Genomic DNA, 20,329 nt, shown 5'->3' with positions numbered 1-20,329 from the left:
CGCCCGTGGACGTGTTGGTGTCGCGGCAGGTCTCCTGGCTCGCAGGTCGCCGTTGCTCCCTCGTCTTCCCAATACCTCGCGGCATCAGTGACTTAACAGGGCGAGAGCAACTCACTGCTTACAGTTGCGGGGGCAGCGCCGGATTTTTACGGATCGATCCGCAGTTCACCGGCTTCCCTCTTAGCCACCAAATCTAGCGATATGGCGGACCGTGACGTCCATATCTGGTGCGATTTGAGACAGGATGTCAACGGCCGCAAGACGGTCTTTCCAATTTTTTTGGAAGCGTCATCCCAAGGCTCGTGAGCGTCTGTGGACGGAGCCCCATCAACTCACGTGAGTTGACGCGCCCGCGATGTTGTCTGTAAGTGACCTCGTCGTGGTTCTTCGAGAGGCAGTTTCTCTCGAAGCTAAGAGGGAAGCCGGTGCGATGCCGGCGCTGCCCCCGCAACTGTAAGCGGCGAGCCATCGTCCATTTCAGCCACTGAAGCGCAAGCTTCGGGAAGGCCGGACGACAGCTAGGACCCGCGAGCCAGGAGACCTGCCTCGACAACATAAACGTCCTCGGGCGGGGTGTCCCGGTGGTGCGGTTGCGACCCGCTTGCGCCTCCATGCGTCTTTGCGAGTCCAGACGTGTCACTACGGCCTTTGCCCCCAACTTTTGGGGTTAAGCCAATGTCCTCTACATCTATCTCCTCACTTGCGATCGCAACTCTTGGTACGCCGCGGATCGGTCCACGCCGCGAACTCAAGCTTGCGCTCGAAAGCTTCTGGTCTGGCGCATCGAACGAGAAGGCATTGATCGAAGCCGGGATCGGATTGCGTGCCGCCAACTGGGCGCGGCAGAAGAAGCTCGGTGTCTCGGTGATCCCGTCGAACGATTTCTCGTTCTACGACCAGGTGCTCGACACCTCGGTGATGGTGGGCGCGATCCCCGCGATCTATGGCTGGACCAGCGGCCCGGTGCCGCTTGCGACCTATTTTGCAATGGCGCGCGGCAGCCAGGGTGATGTCCAAGGCAACCCGCACGATGCGCCCCGCGGCCATGCCCATCATGGCCACAACGTGTCGGCGCAAGAAATGACCAAGTGGTTCGACACCAACTATCACTACATGGTTCCGGAACTCGCGAAAGATCAGCAATTCCGCCTCCTCTCGCGCAAGCCGATCGAGGAATATGAGGAAGCCAAGGCGCTGGGCTACCAGACCCGACCCGTGCTGGTCGGTCCGGTCACCTTCCTCAAGCTCGCCAAGAGCAAGGAGGCCGGCTTCGAGCCGCTGTCGCTGCTGGACCGGCTGCTGCCGGTCTATGTCGAGGTGCTGCGGGAGCTTGCCAGCCGCGGCGCGGAATGGGTGCAGATCGATGAGCCCTGCCTGGTGCTTGATCTCGACGGGGCGGCGCAGGACGCGCTGCGCCGTGCCTACGCCGAAATTGCCAGGGCAGTGCCGCAGATCAAGATCATGCTGGCGAGCTATTTCGGCGGCCTCGGCCAGAACCGCGACACGGCGTTCGCGCTTCCCGTGGCCGGTCTGCATCTCGACCTGGTGCGCGCGCCCGGGCAGCTCGACGACCTCGCCCGCCTGTCCGCCGACCGCGTCGTCTCGTTCGGTGTGCTCGACGGCCGCAACATCTGGTGCGCCGATCTGAGCAGAATCCTCGACCGGCTTGAGCCAGTCGTCGCAAAGCGCGGCAAGGACCGCGTGCAGATCGCCCCCTCCTGCTCGCTGCTTCATGTGCCGATCGATCTCGCCCTGGAAGGCAAGCTCGACGCCGAGGTGAAGAGCTGGCTTGCCTTTTCCGTGCAGAAGATCGAGGAGCTGGCTGCCCTCGGGACGGCACTTGCAAGCGGGCGCAGGTCGATCACAAAGGCTTTGAAGGCATCCGACGCCGCCGCAGCCGCGCGCAAGACCTCGCCGCGCATTCACGATGCGAAGGTGGCACGCCGCATCGCCGCCATCGACGAGGCGATGCTCCGGCGCGCCAGTCGGTTCGAGGAACGAGCCGAGGTGCAGCATGCGCGCTTCAACCTGCCAGCTTTTCCCACGACGACGATCGGCTCTTTCCCGCAGACCCACGAAATCAGGAAAGCACGCGCCGCGCATGGCAAGGGAGATCTGAGTGATACCGCCTACAAGACCTTCCTTCAGAACCAGACAGCACGCACCGTGCGCTGGCAGGAAAGCATCGGTCTTGACGTGCTCGTCCATGGCGAGTTCGAGCGCAACGACATGGTGCAGTACTTCGGCGAGCAGCTCTTAGGGTTCGTCTTCACCGAGAACGCCTGGGTGCAGTCCTACGGCTCGCGCTATGTCAGGCCGCCGATCCTGTTCGGCGACGTGTCACGCCCGAAGCCGATGACGGTCGAATGGTGGCAGTATGCGCAGTCGCTGACTGCAAAGCCGATGAAGGCGATGCTGACCGGCCCGGTCACCATCCTCAACTGGTCGTTCGTCCGCGACGACATTCCGCGCAGCCAAGCCTGCCGCCAGATCGCGCTTGCGATCCGCGACGAGGTCACCGACCTCGAAGGCGCCGGCGCCGGGATGATCCAGATCGACGAGGCCGCCCTGCGCGAAGGTCTGCCATTGCGGCGCACTGAGTGGACAACCTATCTCGACTGGGCCGTGGAATGCTTCCGTATCTGCTCGTCCGGCGTCCGGGACGAGACCCAGATCCACACCCATATGTGCTACTCCGAGTTCAACGACATCATCGACGCGATCGGCACGATGGATGCCGACGTGATCTCGATCGAGACATCGCGATCGAAGATGGAGTTGCTGGACGCATTCCGGAACTACCGCTATCCGAACGAGATCGGACCCGGCGTCTACGACATCCACTCGCCGCGGGTGCCTGAGGTGACCGAGATGACCGAGCTGCTCAAGCTGGCGCGGCAGCGCCTGTCCGACGGCCAGCTCTGGGTCAATCCGGATTGCGGCCTGAAAACCCGCAAATGGGACGAGGTCAGGCCGGCGCTCGTCAATATGGTTGCGGCCGCGCGCGAGCTGCGGGCCGCAGGCTGATTGTCGCGGAGGCTGCCGATGCAGTTCTGGATCAAATGCACCCGCTATGGCAAAGCGGAGCCCTACTATGTCAACATCTCGCTCGTTAGCGGCATGTCGCGCGAGGGCGACAAGACGATCCTAAAATTCGTCGGCGGCAACACTCAAACCATCGAGGTGAACGAAACGCCGGAACAGGTTCTGGCGCTTCACCTCGGTGCGTCCGCCGGACATGGCGTCTGACTCGCAAGACTCTCCGGTTCACGTGACCACTCCGCCACATTTTGGTGCCACGCGGCCGCTGGGGCCACTTGCTTGTCTTGCCTCTAAAGCCTGTTATTCAGGTTTGTCGCCGGTCGTGCCGAATGGTCAATCAAGAAAATAGTGCGTCTTCTCGGACAATGCCGGAGCTGGCTCTCGCGACTGTAAGCGGCAAACTGACGTTTTTAAACCACTGGGTCCGTTCGGTTCGTTTGCAAAAATGGTCGGAGGCGTCAGCCCGCAAGCCACGAAAACTCGCTATCCGTCGGGGTCGCGTACTGGCGCGTTGGGCGAGGCGCTCCAAGGAGTTGCAAGCCAAGCGAGAGCTGCCCGACCTCGGGATCAAGGGCAGACGCCCGCCGATGAGGGTGCGTGACGGCTTGAACTTTTTGGTGTTGGTCGCACTATCTTAATTTCAACTATCGATATCTCTCCCGCGACCGGTGTGAATTTCGGCACCTTTCTTGATCTCAGCCAAACACGCTGATGGTCCGGTTCGGCAGTCACCCTTTCCGCCAGTCAAGGCAAAAAATCAAAAATTTCAACGTTTGGTGATTTCTACTCACAAAACGCGACTATCCCGCGCCGCAACTGCTCATGAAGCAGGTACTGGAATTTCCAGCATGTTGGCGATCGGCGTGTAGATGTCGATGTTTGCTCCTGGAGCTCTCACGGAGACGACCAGCGCATAACGTGCCGAGCGATCCCAACGCTGAAGGGCAGGCTTTTCCTTCCACCAGCCGCTGACGGGAAACACCCCGATCGCATCGCGCTCGGCTAGTTCCGCCGCACTTCCGCGCCAAATATCCGAGTGGATCGATCCCTTATCGCGGATCGTACCGAGCACCCAATTGTCGCCACCCGCCGCGGCTCCAGCCTGCCCCTCCTCTTCCGCCTCCGCAGCCTTGTTGATACGTTGGCGAAACTGCTGGAGACTCTCCAATGACCGCTTCACTGCAAAACGCAGCGAGTGAGATGAATAGCGGTGTCGTCTCGTCCATCCTCGCTCTCCGGGGTTGGGCTCGACGAAATAGGACAAGGTGATCCGCAGCTCGACATCTTGCTCTCCCAACTCCAGCAGCTCGTCTCGGGGCCACGGCAAGCGGTGGAGGTTCATGCTGCGAGTCTTGATGGTCGAACCATCCTTTCGGAACGGGAGAAGAGCATCTTCGACCATCAAGGTCGCATCGTCAGTCGCACTCATCACAGCGCGACCGATATCAGGCACACCCCATCCGTATCGGCGAAGCATGGCCGCCTTCTGTGCCTGAGCAGCCCGCTTGATCCGTGCGCGCATGGCGGGCGTCCACTCGGCCGAGTGCACCGCGAGAGCTCGCACCGTTTCTGGCCAAAGCTGGGGCCGGGCAACCAAAACTCCGGCGCAAAGATGCGAGCCTAATGCTGCGGCCGCACTGGTATCGCCAAACGTCTCGAAGAGACGCATTTGCGGACGATAGTGCGTTGTCATAAGCTGGAGGTCGTCGATTGCTGACGCCGGATTGACACCGTCATGGGCAAAGTTGCCGCCTTCGAACACGACATCCGGTCGGATCGGCCACTGACGATCCCAAACACCAGACGTTCGGCTCGCCGGAGACAATTCGCCGGCGGGCGCCACTGGCTGCCAGCCATTGAAGTCGGGATGAAAGATGCCGATCTTGTCGGTGTACGCTCCGACAACTAGCGGATTCCACGCCTGAGCGGGGCTCTCGACCTCTTCAAGGTCGTTCCGGTCCGGGTAGTCCGGAGCCGCAATGTCACCTCGCAGATTCCCAGCGGCGAGCACCATGAGGCGTCGACGGTCGCCACCTCCATAGCAAAGCTGGTCGATGGCCGCCGACCACGAAGAAGGGCGACCGCGACCAAGACCGACTTGGCTCGTCACCGCCATGCAGAAGACCCGCCGACGACGCGGAGCCTGTGCCTCAGCCTTGTTGATACCGACTTCCGTGATTGCTCCATAAAGTTCGGGATCGTTCTGGCCAGCTGGCGGCAGGATTTTGACCGTCTCCAATCGATGGCGCAGGTCAACTTGACCACCATGGCTAAGCGCCGCTTCAAGATCGCCATAGAGTGCGACGCCTGACATCGACGTGCCATGACCATTCCAGTAAGAGCTATCGCCTACGCCCCAGCCCTTGTCATAGGCGTGCTGGTCGACGGCATCTAAGCCCGGCTCGATCAACGGATGCGTCCGGGTCGCCCCGCTGTCGAGAAGACAGATGGCCGGCGCCACCGCATCAGGTGCGTTAACACGATCGACGAGATTGCCCGCCCAGTCTGCTTGTTCGACCGGGCGCATCTCGAGAAAGAGTCGGCATATCCTTGGCAATGCGCAGTTCGGCTACGGCGTCACTATTGTCGACGAGCCTCGCCATCGATTCCTCGTTGGCAAGCGCCAGAATCACATCGCGCTCGGGGAAGCTGATGGCATGTTCCTTCAGGGTCACATTGAGGCGTTGTGCGACGTGCCGAAGGGTCTCCAAACGACCGTCGCGAACCCACACCTCCCACCACGCCTGACGCCCAACCATCGGAAAAAGCGCCATGTCATCGGTGAAGAGCGAACGAACGGCTCCAAGGCGGACATCCTCGATTCGCGCGACCAAGGCTTCGTTCCTGGGCTTTCCCGACTTCGTGTTCTCGTCGCGATACGTCTCGACCTTCTTGGCAAAGAATTCGGCCGAGCGCTCAGGTACGAACACGGTGGCCGAAACCATTTCCTGATTATCGGCGGTAGGCCTAACGGCAACGAGCTCAATTTTGGCAGGCCTATTCTCAAGACCTTCCACAGCGTCCTGTTCCGCCGCCGGGATCTCGAATTCGAGATAGAACCCCTTCTCGCCTTCAGCGATCGCTTGGTCGCGGGTTCCAAGTTTTTGCCGGGCCTGCTGGACGGCTGCACCGATCGCGTGGCCGAGCTTCTCTGCGTGCTGCGCTCTTACCCGGGCGGGAGGCAGTCCTGTGATGACAATGCGAGGTGATGTGTACGGCTCTGCTTCACCGCCACCCTCAACATGAAAATGCGGCCGATTGCGCGGCGGTCGTGCCATCTATCGTCTGCACCTCAACTCGTGGCGGCTCTGCGTTCCGCCAATGTCGAGAGCAGCGTCGGCGTCCTGATCTCGCTTCTGTCCTCGAGTACGGCGATCTTCGCCGCCTCGTCGGCAGCCCGTGATACTTCCGCCTGGCTCAAACCCGCAGTGGCTTCCAAAATCGACGACCAATTGACGTCCGAGACGTCAAATCCCGTCAGATGCGATTCCAATATGCCGCGAGCGATCTCCGGGTCCGGCAATCCATAAATAATGACGTCGTCGAAACGCCGGAAAACGGCTTTGTCTAGCAGCTCTGGGTGGTTGGTCGCAGCAACGATCAGGCTCGGGCCGTCATCGTTCTCCAAAAACTGGAGGAATGAATTGAGCACGCGCCGGATCTCGCCGACATCGTTCGCGTGCGATCGTTGTGAACCGATCGCATCGAACTCGTCAAAGAAGTATACGCCGCGCTGAACTGCAACAGCATCAAACACCAAGCGAAGACGCGTCGCCGTTTCGCCCATGAGCTTGCCGATCAAGCCCTCATAGAGAATTGTGAATAGCGGTAGCTTCAACTCGCCGGCAAGAGCGGACGCCGTCATCGTCTTGCCCGAACCCGGAGGTCCAATTAACAGCAACTTCCGTCGAGGCGTCAGGCCGCGGGCGCGCAGGCGCTCCTGTTGGCGCTGTTCGGTCAAAACTCGCGTCAAGCGCTCCTTTAGATTTGGCCCCAATACCATGCTGTTGAGGCGAATATCCGAATATCGCGCCGACAACAGGCTACTCAGTTCGCCTTTTGGCTGCGCGAGAGGAACGGGACCCGCACCGCGCCGGCCGACATGCGCAGTCTTGCCCTTTGCCGCGTCGATCAGCTCGCGCAGTTCCTGGGCGAGTTTGCCGTGTCCTTGCCTCGCCTCGTGCGCGGCAAGCTGCGTCGCCACGGAGAGGAAGCGGTCGTCGTCTCCGTCGATATGGCAGCGCAGCAACGCGACGATGTGGCGAGCGGTCGACATTCTTCCCTACTTCTGTTTCCAGCGCGGAGTTCCTCCAAGACCGACACTAACGATCAAGCCTGGGGCTGTATCGGACAAAAGCGCTTACATCTATTCGAGCCGGCCCTGATTTCACAGGATTCAGCGACCCCGGCAGGGCTTTAAGGCTAATCACTAGTCTACCGATGAGTGGTTAAGTGTTTCCGGTCATATCCCTGGACGGAGCGTGGCTACCCTGCCGCGGGCAGAAACATGCACCTTCGATAGTGACAGAACATAACGAGAACATTATACTCATTGGTCATCTTTGGTCAAGAACCAGCAGCCGCGATCGCGCTGGCCAATGCCACTGCGGGTGCGGCCTAAATGACTCCTGGGAGATCGGCGCAAACAACCATGGGTAGCCGTCGCCACAGAACGACCGTGCCAGACCATGGCATCACCGAACGGGCAAACGTTCGGCCTCCTGTGTTTGGCGGTCGTCTACAGCCGATTTGCTTTGACGGACGCCGCTCATCGGGTCACCATTGCGAGGTATTTCAAGTGGTTATGGGGCATGCATGAGCGGTCAATTCGAGATCGCCACGCATCAGGACCTTTTCCGTCACGTCACCGCTGATAATGCGGCGCTGTACCGGTGCGTCCTGGATGTGTGCGCGGCAGCAGAGCGTCAACTGCTGCTTTACGTCCGGCCTTCCGAGATTCTCGCGCAAGCAAAGTGGCTGGGCGAGCCGCCGACCACCTCCGAACTGGACGCCATCCTCGACAAGCTGACCGAGTGGGGCAATCTCGACTGCCAGGCCGACAATTCGCGCGTTACCTCGTTGAGCGGGTTCTATCGCCGCCGCATGCTCTACCGGCTTTCGAAGGGCGGCGTCTCCGTCGAGATGGCGCTCAGCGCCTTCGCGAAGGAAATGCAGCGCCGCGGCGAACTGCAGACGGTCGCGCTTGAAGACATCGGCAAGAGCCTCCTCACGCTGATCCACCTCGGCCGAAGCAACGATCCTGACGTCGCCAAGATCTACGAGACCCTCAACGGTCTGATGACCGTGTTCAACAACATGGCCGAGACCGCGCGAGCCTTCATGGCCGGCGTCCTCCGCGGTGTCGATTTGCAGGACGGCGACGTGGACGCTGTGCTGAACTACAAGCAGCGTCTCATCGAGTACATCCGCCAATTCGTTGGCGACTTGGTCAGCCGAAGCGGTGCGATTTCGGAAGACATCAATGCCCTTCAGTTGCGTATCGACGCGATGCTCCAGTCGGTGGCCCGCCGTCAGGCACGCAACGCCCCTCCGGGCGAAGAGCTGGCGGCCTACGAAGCGGAACTGAAGATGTGGGACGAGCGGTGGCAGGGCTTGCGTATGTGGTTCGTCGGCGGGTCGAACGGCGAGCGGTCCCAGAGCGAACAGCTCAGAAGTCGCGCCCGCGCCGCGATTCCGCAACTGCTTGCAGCAATCATCGCGATCAACGAACGCCGAAGCGGCCGCAGCGACCGCTCGGCCGACTTCAAGAGCCTCGCTCACTGGTTCCTCGACTGCGACGGTGACGAAGACGCCCACCGACTTGCGCGAGCCGCGTTTGCGCTCAACCCAGCGCGTCACTACGCCGAAAACACCGCCGCTGCTGACGTTACCGGTGTCATTCCGTGGCATAAGGCGCCGTCCATCGTCGTTCCGCTGCGGCTCCGCGAGACCGGCTACAGCATGCCCCGCGGACGGCTCCCGCACGTTCATGATCGAAGCGCCGGACGCAAGAAGCTCGAAGCACAGGTCGGTGAAGAGCATGCGCAGATCGAAGCAGCCAGACAAAAATTTGCAACAGGGTGTCCCCTGCTCCTCTCGGAGCTCTGGCGTCTAAACTCGCACGAGTTCCGATTTTTCCTCGATCTATTGGGCGAAGCCATCGCGACCAAGGCCGCCGGCGACGATGGCGTCACCGAGATCCAGTCCAACGACGGTCTCTATCTCATCCGGCTTGAACCGCTCGACGCGGACACGGAAGCCGAAATCGTCACCGAAGACGGCGTGTTTTGTGGCCGTGACCACCGCATCACCATCACACCGACGGATGCCGCATGAGCGCCGCCTCGTCCACGCGGCGTGAAGCACCCGTTCAGACCGGCCGCCCTGGTGGACGCGAGATCCTGCGCCAGCAGGAGACGCAGGAACACGCCGAGCGCAGGGAGGCCGTTCGCGCGCTCCTGATGCGTCCGTTACTGACGCCCACAACCGCCGAAGCAAGAGAGGCTCTCCGTCTGGTGCGACGTCACTCCGCGTATCTCAGGGAGTGGTTCGCCCGCGAGGCCGGATGGCCGCTGCGCGTAGAGCGCGACTACGCCAGACTGTGGAAACGCCCGAGCGATACAAGCGATCCAACGCGAGGATGGGCAAATTTCAACCGCAGGCGCTACGCGATCTTCTGTCTGGTGTGCGCGGTGCTCGCGCGGAGCGAACCACAGATCACCCTTTCTGCCCTGGGTGATCAAATCCTGTCCCTTGCAAAGGATACCGATCTCCTCAACCGCGGTTTCATTCTCGACATGGCAGACATCCACGACCGACGCAACCTTGCATCGGCCTGCGTCGCGCTCGGCGAACTCGGCGTACTCAATGCCATCGATGGAGACGCCGAGTCGTTCGTCAAGTCCGGGCAGTCGGAAGATCGGTCCCGCGACGTCCTCTACGATGTTAATCGCGGGCCGCTTGCGAGCATTCTTGCATGCGTTCGTGGGCCATCCACGTGGCCTGAGAACGATGAACCGAGGACAACCGTCGATCGGATCTCCGCCATCACGGCAGAAATTCAGCCGGAGACCGACGAGGGCCGCCGCGATGTCAGCCGGCACCGCATCTCAAGGCGCCTTCTCGACGATCCCGTTGTGTACGACGGCACAGTTGACGAGGCCGACATGCAGTACTTCATCAATCAGCGCGGCGCGATGGCCAACCGCCTCGCGCTTGGCACCGGCCTTGTCGTCGAACTCCGTTCCGAGGGCATTGCACTTTGCGATCCGGACGGCAATTGCAGCGACGTCGCGATGCCGGCGGACGGCACCGATGCTCACGTCACGCTCCTTGTGGCAGACCACCTGGCACATGCCGGCGGCGGCGTTCCCGATCGCCTGCGAATCGAAAGGTTCGTGGCCGAATCGGCCGAGCGATACGGCCGATATTGGCGGCGCAGCGCCCAGGGCGAAGCCGGCGCGCGGGAGCTGACGGCGATTGCCATCTACCGTCTCAGCCAACTCAAGCTCATCACCATCGAAGGCGACCGCATCGGGGTTCTGCCGGCGCTTTCTCGCTACAAACTGGGCGACCCGGACATCAAGCATCGCGATGACAACGATCGGCTGCCCGACGTTTCCGAGGAGGCCGACGAATGAACTCCGTTCTTGCTTTCAACCCTCAAAGCACCGGCCCCGTCCTGCCGCTTCCCGGAAAAAAGCGCTGGCAGCCTTTGCGGACCGGCGTCGTGGAGATATTTTTCTATGACGTGGAGGAATTCTGGTTCATCGACGGACACATCGTGTATCGGGGCAATAACGGCGCCGGCAAGTCCAAACTCTTGGCACTCACGCTACCATTCCTCTTCGACGCCAATCTGAGCCCGTTCCGCGTCGAGCCGGATGGCGATCGAACCAAGAAGATGGCGTGGAATCTCCTCATGGGGAGGCACAAGCGCCGCGTCGGATATGTATGGGTCGAGTTCGGGCGCGTCGACGAGGAAGGCAACAACCAGTTCGTCACGCTTGCGTGCGGACTGGAAGCGGTCGAAGACCGCGCGAACGTGGAAAGCTGGTTCTTCATCATCGACGGAAGTCGTGTCGGTCAGGATTGCTCGTTCATCACGCCTGAAAGAGCTGTGCTTCGCCGAACGCAGCTGAAGGATGAGCTCTCCGACAAAGGCGGACACTTCTTCGACCGCGCCGACGACTACCGCCGTGCCGTGGATCAAAGACTTTTCCAACTTGGAGAGGAACGTTACCGCATCCTGGTCGACACCCTGATTCAGCTTCGCCATCCGCAGCTCACAAAGACCCCCGACGAGACGCGTCTTTCCAACGCCCTGACTGCCGCCCTACCTCCGGTCGCGGCTGAAATGATCGACACCATCGCGGAAGCCATGAGCCGCCTTGAAGAGGATCGCAGCCAGCTCAGATCCTATGAATTGGCCCACGCCGCCATTGGAAAATTCGAGCAAACCTACCGCCGCTACGCAGGCGCGCGGATTCGTACGTTTGCGCGCGAGGTCCGTACCGCAAGAACCAAGTTTGAAGAAGCAAGCGCCGAGGTAAACAAGGCCGCCGCGCAATTGGCCTCTGCGCTTCATGAATTGACAGCGGCTGAAACCGCCAACATCGCCGCGAAACGCGAAGTCGAGGCGGCGGATGCGGCGTATAAAGGCATCCTTCAACATCCCGACGGCCTCAAGGCGGCAGATCTTGCGACCAAACGGAACCTGGCGGAAGAGGCCGAGGGGCGACTGACTGCATCCGAGAAACGCTCCGCAACGGCGGCTGCAGATCTGAAGACGGAGTCCGAACGCCGGCAAACGGCAAGGGCCGACCTTGACCGCGCGATGGAAACGCTTGCCCTCAATCGAAGCAAGGCGCTCGATCTCGCCAGATCCGTCGGCATGATCGCACAATTTGAGCATGCGAAGTCCTACTCCGCGTGGCCGAACGAACTTGGGCTCGATGGGCAGACCTCTCTCCAATCCGAGCGTGGCAGTCTACTGACCGCGATCAGGGGCCGCAGAAGCAGCATCGATGCGGTTGTCGAGCTGCTTCGCGAAGTCGACAACAAGATTTCGGCGCTGGCGAACGCGGAGCGCGACGAGAATACTGCCCGTGGTCTGCTTGACGAAGCCGGCAAGACTCTTGTTGCCGCCGAGAATGCGCTGAACGGTGAGATCAACGCTCTCGGTACGGCGTGGCGCCGCCATATCGGCGCCTGCGGACATCTCATGGCAATAGCGACCGAGGACGCAGTGGATGCCCTCGTCGAATGGGCTCACTCGCTCGAAGGCGAAAACCCGGCCGCGCGCGAGCTCATAGCCGAGTGCCGACTTGCATACAAACGGCTGACCGAGGCGCTGGCCACGCTGAGACATCAGAAGGCTGCGGTACGCGCTGAACTGGAATCCATGGCAAAGCAGATCGCGGATCTGCAAACCGGCTCATTCGAGCGCCCTCACATCCCGTACACACGCAGGGCTGATCGCAAGGACCGCAAGGGCCAAGCCTTGTGGCAGGCCGTTGACTTTGTATCGGAGGCCGACGACGGCGTTCGGGCTGGCCTCGAAGCCGCACTTGAGGCATCCGGACTTCTCGACGCGTGGATCCTCCCCGACGGCAGGATGTTCATCGGCGAGACCGAGCATGACGTGTCGCTTGTTTCGAGGCCCTTGGTCACCGGTAGGACCCTCGCCGACTGGCTTGTCCACTGTGGAGAACCGTCGGTCCAGGATGCCGTCGAGACTTTTCTGTGCGCAGTCTCCTGCACCGACATCGACGATGGCGCCGAGATGTGGGTATCGCCGGCCGGCCACTTCCGCCTCGGCGCTCTCTCGGGCACATGGGAGAAATCCCGCGCCACGTACATTGGCCATTCCGCTCGGGAGAGAGCCAGACTGAAAAAGATCGAAGAGCTTGAGGCCACCGCGGCCGCTCTGGGCGAGCAACTTGCCGATCTCCAAACCGCCATCACGAGCAATGCCGCCACGACGGAGGCCATCGAACAGGTCGAGAGGACCTGCCCGTCGGACACCAATCTCCGCAAGTCGCACGACACCGTGCGCTCGGCAACCAACGATCTACACCGGGCCACTGAAAACGTCGCAGCAAGGGCAAACGGTACAGTGGTCGCACGACAGGCTCTGAAAGCGTGCAGTGAGTCCGCCGAGCAGGCCGCGCTCGACACCGCTCTTCCGTGCGACAAGCGGGCTCTCGAACAGGCCCGGATTGCCTGCGATAGCCTCAGCGAAGCCCACCTCGTGGTCGTCGAACATTGCTCGAATTCCATCCGCGCCGCGCAAAACCTTCAAGACACCAACGAACGTGCGGAAACCGCCCGGAGCCGCCATCATGCCGCAGCAGAAGACGTCAAAGCCGCGGCGATATCGGCGACATCGGCGCGCGCCATATACGATGCTCTCAAGGAAAGTGTGGGAGCAACCTCCGAACAGTGGGAACGCCGCCTCATTGACGCGCAAAAGCGTCTCAATGATGCCAGGGCCGACGTGGACAGCACGGACGGGCGCCGACTCTCGGCGGTGGCCGTCCATACCCGGGCGGTCGGTGCGCACGAAACTGCGACCCAAGCTTTGGCGACGCGCGTAGAGGAGCGGCAGCGAGCCGCAAGCAATCTGCAAACGCTCGCAGCAACAGGTTTGATGGCCGCCGGCGCCCCCAACGTAGCGTTCCCCGACACCGGCCGGACATGGACGGTCGACGAGACGCGGGGGCTTGCCGCAGAACTGAACCAAGCGCTCAGCGACATCCGCGATAACGAGTGGGACGGCCTGCAGTCCAAAATCTACGGTGAATTCGTCGATCTCCAGAATGCACTCGCTCAACTAGGATACGTCCCCTACAGTAACAATGTCGATGGATTCGGCCTGGTGGTCACCATCGCAGTCCAGAACAAGACCGGACTGTCTCCCGCTGAGGTCCTTGCCCAGGTCGACACCGAGATCACGCAGCGCCGAACCCTTCTCACCGAAAGCGAGACGAAGATTCTGGAGGACCACCTCCAGTCGGAGATGTCCGTCCAAATCCGGAATCTCATCCAGGACGCCGAGCAGTATGTGGACCGTGTGAATGCGGAGATTGAAAAGCGCCCGACCTCAACGGGCACCTATTTCCGCCTAAGGTGGATCCCTCTCACTGAAGCGCAAGGTGCCCCAGCCGATCTGGAGGACGCCCGTAAGCGTCTCCTCAAGACGAACGCGGATCTGTGGACCGAGAATGACAGGCAAGCCATCGGGGCCATGCTGCAGCGACGCATCGAGCAAGAGCGGCTCAAGGCCGAAGAGTCGGGCGGCAGCAGTCTCCGCGAGCAGCTTTCGGCTGCCCTCGACTATCGCCAGTGGCACCGCTTCGTCGTCGAGCGCAATGCAATGGGTAGGTGGATTTCCATTTCTCAGCCTGCCTCCGGCGGCGAACGTGCGTTGGGTCTCACCATTCCCATGTTCGCAGCCGTCGCAAGCTTCTACGGCGACGAGCACAGCACCCGGCCGCGCCTTGTCCTGCTGGACGAAGCGTACGCCGGCATCGACGACGGCGTCCGGGCGCACTGCATGGGCCTGATCCACGAGTTCGATCTGGATTTCGTTATCACGAGCGAGCGCGAATGGGCCTGCTACAAGACGCTTCCGGGCGTCGCGATCTGCCAACTCCAGAGACACGACAAGTTCGACGCAATTCACGTCTCCCGCTGGCGATGGAACGGAAAGACGCGCTCAAGGATGGAAGAGCCGGCGCGGCTGATGTTAAATCGTAGCGCATGACATCAACTATAGACGAACGACTAGTCCGGCTCCTCGGCGGCGCCGAGCTTTCCGATCTGCGCGCGCGGCTGCGCAGGCGCTACGAACTCGGACCGGCCGATGGCCAGCTCCCATCGATCCAGGTGGGCAGGCTGAACGAAACGGAACGCACCGCACTTGCGTCCCTGGTCGGCCGCAGAGGCGGCGTGGCAGCCTCAATCTCCATCGACGTCAGCGCAGTCGACCGAGCGCTTTCCGATGCCGGTATCGCACCATCCCTTCGAACCGCACTCGAACTTCTTGACGGTCCGATCATCCACCGCGAAACCGAATTGAACAGGATTCGCGAAAGTTGGGCGGCCGTTCTGGCCGGCTGCTCGCACACCGATCTGATCGCCTATTTGGCCTCGCCGCTCAACTTTGGCGTCCTGAAGCGCCTATCAGGCAATCAACCGGATTCCGCGTCCCTTATCTGTAGACAAACCGAAGACATCCTCAGACGGCTTCCCGCTGCGGGAGTACCGCGGGCCCAAATCGCGGCGGAGCATCTCGGAGACGCTCACGGCCTCGACAGCGCCCGCCCGGTCGCCACTCTCACGCTGGCCGTCCTTCGAAGCCGCTCATCGACCGACACAGGCGATGACCGCGATACATGGGCTGCGGTCGGCATCCTGGTGAACGAACTGGCCAAGCCTGCCCTGTTCTTGAATGTGCCGTGCAGCGGATTGCCAGTCTCACCCGGAGAACCACAATACGCATCACTGCGGCTTCTCGCTCGGCGGCCGTCGGAATGGACGGTGGCGAGAAGATCCATTTTGGTGTGCGAGAATCCGAATCTCGTCGCAATCCTCGCCGACCAACTCGGGACCGCCTGCCCTCCGGTCGTTTGCGTCGACGGCCATCTCGGTGCGGCTCAGCGGACCATTCTCAAGCAGCTCAAGGAATCGGGAGCAGACCTTCGGTATCATGGCGACTATGATTGGCCAGGAATTATGATCGCCAACTACGTAATAGCGAAATACGGCGCCGTACCGTGGCACTTCTCAGCGGCAGACTACGTCGCCGCGTCCAAAAGCGCTCCTCAGCTCGCGATACCACTGAGCGGCCGGCCAGTCATCGCTTCATGGGATGCAGATCTCACCGCGGCCATGATAAAGACCGGAATCAAGATCGAAGAAGAGGCCATTGCCGAGCGGATCATTGATCTTTTAGGCAAAGAGTCGCTACACGCCTGACTAAATCCGAGAACGCACTTCTGTCCGGACGATCGACTGCGAGTGCGTCGAGGGTGAGCAGATCTCGTCGGTTCGGCCCTAACGGAGACTCTCGCGCACGCGATTGCTCCTCACCAATTTACATGCTTATGGCGATTTCAAGGAACCTGCATCGGGGATCCGGAGGCGAGCAACGCTACGCTCGCGTAGTACGAGGCCAAAGTGCTGCCGAACAAGCCGCGACGGGATTCCTCGAGTGAACGACCAACATGCCAATGGCATCAGATCCCCCACAGCAAGTGTCCCGCTTGCTGCTAGACCAATCGCCTCGCGAGATCACGTGGCACATAGCTTGCTTCGCTCATGGCGGAAGCACGGCTTCCGCCATGAGACGAACTTGGGAGGACAATATGCTTGGAATTGGAAGCAAGTTGCCGTCGTTCGAAATCACAGGCGTAAAGCCTGGCTTTCACGCGCCAGAGGAAGAAGGACAGAGTGCATTCGAAACGTTGACTGAAGACAGCTTTTCCGGGAAATGGAAGATCATCTTCTTCTACCCGAAGGATTTCACGTTCGTCTGCCCGACCGAGATCGCCGAGTTTGCCCGGCTATCCAAGGATTTTGCCGACCGCGATGCGGTCGTACTGGGCGGTTCGACCGACAACGAGTTCTGCAAGCTCGCCTGGCGACGCGCACACCAGGACCTGCACAATCTGCCGATCTGGCAATTTGCCGATACCACAGGGGCGCTGGTCGATGGCCTTGGGGTGCGTTCGCCCGAGGGCGTCGCCTACCGCTATACCTTTATCACTGATCCTGACAATACCATCCAACATGTCTACGCGACGAATCTCAATGTCGGCCGCAGCCCCAAGGACACGCTGCGCGTTCTGGACGCGCTGCAGACCGACGAACTCTGCCCGTGCAATCGCGAGATCGGCGGCGAAACGCTGAACGTTGCTTGAGGCAGCATGTTGTCGATCGAGCAGTTGAAGGAACAAATCCCCGACTTCGCAAAGGACATCAGGCTCAACCTGATGTCGATGGTCGCCGATGAGACGCTGTCGCCGCAGCGCCAGTATGGGCTACTGTTGGCGAGCGCGATAGCCACCCGCAATCCGGCCGTGATCGCCGCGATGGAATCGGCTGCCGCCGCCGTGATGACCCCAGTCGCGATCGCGGCAGCGAGATCGGCAGCTTCCGTGATGGCGATGAACAACGTCTACTACCGCTTCGTTCACCTCGCCACCAACCCGGAGTACAAGATGATGCCGGCGCGGCTGCGGATGAACGTGATCAGCAATCCCGGCGTGGACAAGTCAGATTTCGAACTGTGGTCCTTGGCGGTATCGGCCATAAACGGCTGCGGCGCCTGTATTGACGCGCACGAGAAGGCGCTACGTGCGGCAGGCGTCAGTACTGAGACGATCCAGACTGCGGCGCGTTTTGCAGCCATCGTGCAGTCGGCGGCAGTTGCGATCGAAGCGGCGGGGCACGGCGCTGCTCCGACGACGGGGTGATCTAACCTCACTGCCCGCTCTTTCCAGGTGGGTGAGGGCAGCATTCGGAACTCGATGCTTGCCCAGAGGCTACCCTCACCCCTTCGTGAACGAGGCCTGAATCGCTCGAGCGGAATTGGCGATCGAGAGAACACTGAAAATGGCACGCCTTGCATCATCTGACAGTGCCCCACGGGAAGAGGACGGGGCCGCTATGCCCTCAAGCGGCCAGTGTACTAGGACACTATCCTCAATTTCTGCCAGATTGATTTTGTTAGTTCATTATAGTTTGCACTGCGGGTCGCATAAGCAATAAAAGGTTCGGCAGAGCCAAGCCATCTCCGGGCTGGCGCTGCAAATATCCGACTCATTCACGACCTGCGCATTGCTGTCGACCGGTCCGGCGGCCTCAGCAACGAAAGTCGGAACCGCCGCTGCAAGCGCCACGGCGCTCGCAGTCACAAACAACCATTTTTTCATTCGAGCGTTACCTAAGATTGGCCCCCAGCCGCTCTCAACCTAACAGCACGAACGCGGAATGCAAATCTGACGCTAGGTCAGGGTTGGCTTGGAGATTGTTACCAAGCGCGCCACAGCGCAGGTTTCCGATGGCGCATTGGGCTCGGCTTCCGATCGCGTTCGCGGATCCGAATCTCGGCGATTGAAAGCGGGACTGCGGCCGCAGCAGGTTAACCCGCACAACGTTCTCATATGCTGCGCTCTGCCAATCCTCTGATGTCGTAGTTGAGGAACGTCTTTCGATCGCTATCTGAAGGAAGGGCTATGGAAGCCGCGCGATGAGCACAGTTGGGTATGGCAGGTGATAAGGATTTTCCTGCGCTCTGGTCGCGACGGCTTTATTGCCTTCCGGACACTGACCAAGGAAGCCTGCTCGTTTGATGCTGCTTGGTATAAGCCAATTTCATATGATCTCCGGAACACCTCGGTTTGTCCCCGCGCATGTGTGGCCGGTAAGTTCGAACAGATGTGCGCGCCAACTCGAGTTGAGAAAGTGGCGCTGCCACGCCTTCGCTGTGCCTGAGCTCGCCGGATTTCGACCTGGAGTAACTATGCCGCCTGGCGGCCTCAAGCCAGTGATAGGCGAATTGAAGCCGTGGCGGGATCGTCTCGCTCAATGGCGTCACACCGCGATCTTTGATCCCCTCATCCAAACTTGAATAGCACGCCATATCCACCGCGCGGATAACTCCATTCGATGTCGCCGGTCGGCTCGCCGATGACGCGGCAGGTGCCACACTCGATGCAGCCGTCGACGGTGACTTCGACCTGCCCCTTGTCGTTGAGCTCGTAGCAGCGCGCGGGGCACGCTTTCAAAAGTGCAAGGAGCTGCGGCGAAGGCGTCGTGTGCGCGCGGACCTTGACGTGGGGTCGGCCGACGTCGACAAGATACCGGTTGTAGTACAGTTTGTCCTCGACGCGCACTGAGGGCAGCTCGGCATTCATGTTTTAGCCTCCTTTGTTCGGCTCGACTTTGTTTGTCCGGTTCGACCTTGGTCAGCGCCAGGCGCGAGCGAAACGGAATGCATCGCCGAACAGACCTGTCCACGACCGCGCCTTGACAAAGGATTTCAGTGTCATCTTCTCCTTCTCGGCCTTTGGCGTACCATCGACACGCACAAAGTTCTGCATCGCCCTTGAGAGGAGTTGCGGATAGGTGAGGAAAAAGTTTTGCGAATTGGTGTGCATCAGCGTCGGCAAATCCTTGTATTTCTTGAGATCCTTGATGACGAAGGAATCATCCAGCATCTTCTTGTAGAGCGACAGATTTTTTGCAGTCATGCGATCGCCACGCGATTTCACCTGGAAGATTGTTTCGGCGGCGATCCGGCCTGAGGTCATCGCAAGATTGGAACCTTCGCGATGGACGGCGTTGTTGAGCTGCGCCGCGTCGCCTGCCACCACCCATCCTTCGCCATAGAGCTGCGGGATCGCCTTGTAGCCGCCCTCAGGAATGAGATGGGCGGAATATTCCTTGACCTCGGAGCCTGCGATCAGCGGCGCCACGGACGGATGCCTCTTGAAGTGATCGAGCAACCCGTAGGGCGTCTCACCGCTGCGCTGGAAGTCGGCGACAAGGCAACCGATACCGAGCGAAATGCACTCCTTGTTGGCATAGATGAAACCCATTCCGGTCATGCCGCGGGAAATGGTGCCCGCGGCCTCAATCACGAGCCCTTCGTCGCCCTCGAGATTGAAGCGAGCCTCGATCGTCTCGCGCGGCAAGAAGTGCATTTCCTTCACCGCCAATGCCACCTTGTCGGGCTCAGGCCGCGCGCGCAGGCCCGCACGCGTCCCAAGCAGGCCATTAACCCCTTCGGCCAGCACCACGACGTCGGCGTGTATCTCGCCGTCGCGGCGATCTGTACGAACGCCAATCACCCTTCCATGATCGTCTCGCGCGAGCTCCGTGACTGTCGTCTCGCATAATACGGTCGCGCCAGCCTCCCGCACTTTTGATGAGAACCATTTATCGAACTGCGCGCGAATGATGGTATAGCGGTTCGGCCGCTCCTCGTTGAAGTCCTCGGAGCGATACTGCATGGCAAGGTGGGAGCGATCGTCCATCATCCAGAACCGTTGTTCGACCAAGTGACGTTCGAGCGGCGCCTCCTCGCGAAAGTCCGGTATCAGCTTTTCCATCATGTCGGCATAGAGGATTGCACCCTGCACATTCTTCGATCCGGCGTATTCGCCGCGCTCGAGCTGCAGGACCTTCATGCCGCGCTTGGCCATGGTCAGTGCCGCCGCGTTGCCTGCCATCCCGGCGCCGACCACGATTGCGTCGAACCTCTCCTCGATCATGACAA

The 20,329-nt window shown here is 60.7% G+C and carries 13 protein-coding genes and 2 riboswitches; of the genes, 8 read left to right on the top strand and 5 right to left on the bottom strand.

Annotated elements, in window-relative coordinates; all coding sequences use genetic code 11:
- Positions 1 to 7 precede the first annotated feature (7 nt).
- Positions 8 to 229: riboswitch (cobalamin riboswitch) on the bottom strand.
- 134 nt (positions 230 to 363) lie between these two features.
- Positions 364 to 563, top strand: a riboswitch (cobalamin riboswitch).
- Between the two features lie 112 nt (positions 564 to 675).
- Both metE and FBZ93_RS33830 read left to right on the top strand, forming a co-directional pair.
- Positions 676 to 3,027: a 5-methyltetrahydropteroyltriglutamate--homocysteine S-methyltransferase gene (metE, locus tag FBZ93_RS33835; protein WP_146991742.1), complete on the top strand. Its 2,352-nt coding sequence runs from the start codon at positions 676 to 678 to the stop codon at positions 3,025 to 3,027.
- An 18-nt stretch (positions 3,028 to 3,045) separates the two neighbouring features.
- Positions 3,046 to 3,249 (top strand): hypothetical protein, encoded by a 204-nt coding sequence (locus FBZ93_RS33830; protein WP_146991741.1) that lies wholly within the window; start codon positions 3,046 to 3,048, stop codon positions 3,247 to 3,249.
- 613 nt (positions 3,250 to 3,862) lie between these two features.
- On the opposite strand, the gene FBZ93_RS33825 is transcribed toward FBZ93_RS33830, so the two are convergent.
- The 3 genes from FBZ93_RS33825 to FBZ93_RS33820 are packed head-to-tail and all read right to left on the bottom strand — an operon-like array spanning position 3,863 to position 7,318.
- A complete protein-coding gene (locus FBZ93_RS33825) occupies positions 3,863 to 5,569 on the bottom strand; it encodes a S8 family peptidase (protein WP_349643276.1) in 1,707 nt (568 codons plus the stop codon).
- Positions 5,517 to 6,320: a hypothetical protein gene (locus FBZ93_RS41880; RefSeq protein WP_349643275.1), complete on the bottom strand. Its 804-nt coding sequence runs from the start codon at positions 6,318 to 6,320 to the stop codon at positions 5,517 to 5,519. Before FBZ93_RS41880 ends, FBZ93_RS33825 begins: the two co-directional genes overlap by 53 nt.
- Before the next feature lie 14 nt (positions 6,321 to 6,334).
- Positions 6,335 to 7,318, bottom strand: coding sequence for an AAA family ATPase (locus FBZ93_RS33820; RefSeq protein ID WP_066503906.1), 984 nt, complete (start codon positions 7,316 to 7,318; stop codon positions 6,335 to 6,337).
- A gap of 539 nt (positions 7,319 to 7,857) precedes the next feature.
- Here FBZ93_RS33820 and FBZ93_RS33815 point away from each other — a divergent pair.
- The 6 genes from FBZ93_RS33815 (at position 7,858) to FBZ93_RS33790 (ending at position 17,522) form a co-directional block, all read left to right on the top strand.
- Entirely contained in the window at positions 7,858 to 9,378 is a 1,521-nt protein-coding gene (locus tag FBZ93_RS33815; RefSeq protein WP_066503903.1) for a TIGR02677 family protein, read from the top strand.
- A complete protein-coding gene (locus tag FBZ93_RS33810) occupies positions 9,375 to 10,682 on the top strand; it encodes a TIGR02678 family protein (RefSeq protein ID WP_076862005.1) in 1,308 nt (435 codons plus the stop codon). The genes FBZ93_RS33815 and FBZ93_RS33810 overlap by 4 nt, the downstream gene beginning before the upstream one ends.
- Positions 10,679 to 14,809 carry a TIGR02680 family protein gene (locus FBZ93_RS33805; RefSeq protein ID WP_146991740.1) on the top strand — a complete coding sequence of 1,377 codons (4,131 nt, stop codon included), beginning with the start codon at positions 10,679 to 10,681 and terminating at the stop codon, positions 14,807 to 14,809. Before FBZ93_RS33810 ends, FBZ93_RS33805 begins: the two co-directional genes overlap by 4 nt.
- On the top strand, positions 14,806 to 16,023 hold the full coding sequence (locus FBZ93_RS33800) for a TIGR02679 family protein (protein ID WP_146991739.1): 1,218 nt from the start codon (positions 14,806 to 14,808) through the stop codon (positions 16,021 to 16,023). Before FBZ93_RS33805 ends, FBZ93_RS33800 begins: the two co-directional genes overlap by 4 nt.
- 389 nt (positions 16,024 to 16,412) lie before the next feature.
- Entirely contained in the window at positions 16,413 to 16,967 is a 555-nt protein-coding gene (locus FBZ93_RS33795) for a peroxiredoxin (RefSeq protein ID WP_146991738.1), read from the top strand.
- A gap of 6 nt (positions 16,968 to 16,973) precedes the next feature.
- Positions 16,974 to 17,522, top strand: a complete 549-nt coding sequence (locus tag FBZ93_RS33790) for a carboxymuconolactone decarboxylase family protein (RefSeq protein ID WP_146991737.1) — start codon at positions 16,974 to 16,976, stop codon at positions 17,520 to 17,522.
- A 1,143-nt stretch (positions 17,523 to 18,665) separates the two neighbouring features.
- Here the strand turns inward: FBZ93_RS33790 and FBZ93_RS33780 are convergent.
- Both FBZ93_RS33780 and FBZ93_RS33775 read right to left on the bottom strand, forming a co-directional pair.
- Positions 18,666 to 18,965 carry a ferredoxin family protein gene (locus FBZ93_RS33780; protein ID WP_146991735.1) on the bottom strand — a complete coding sequence of 100 codons (300 nt, stop codon included), beginning with the start codon at positions 18,963 to 18,965 and terminating at the stop codon, positions 18,666 to 18,668.
- A 51-nt stretch (positions 18,966 to 19,016) separates the two neighbouring features.
- Positions 19,017 to 20,324, bottom strand: a complete 1,308-nt coding sequence (locus tag FBZ93_RS33775; RefSeq protein WP_146991734.1) for an FAD-dependent oxidoreductase — start codon at positions 20,322 to 20,324, stop codon at positions 19,017 to 19,019.
- Positions 20,325 to 20,329: the final 5 nt, after the last annotated feature.

The sequence above is a fragment of the Bradyrhizobium macuxiense genome, assembly GCF_007993935.1.
In the GTDB taxonomy this organism is placed as follows: domain Bacteria; phylum Pseudomonadota; class Alphaproteobacteria; order Rhizobiales; family Xanthobacteraceae; genus Bradyrhizobium; species Bradyrhizobium macuxiense_A.
Note: the sequence above shows the minus strand (reverse complement) of the source record. Positions and strands in the feature narration are given on the sequence as shown.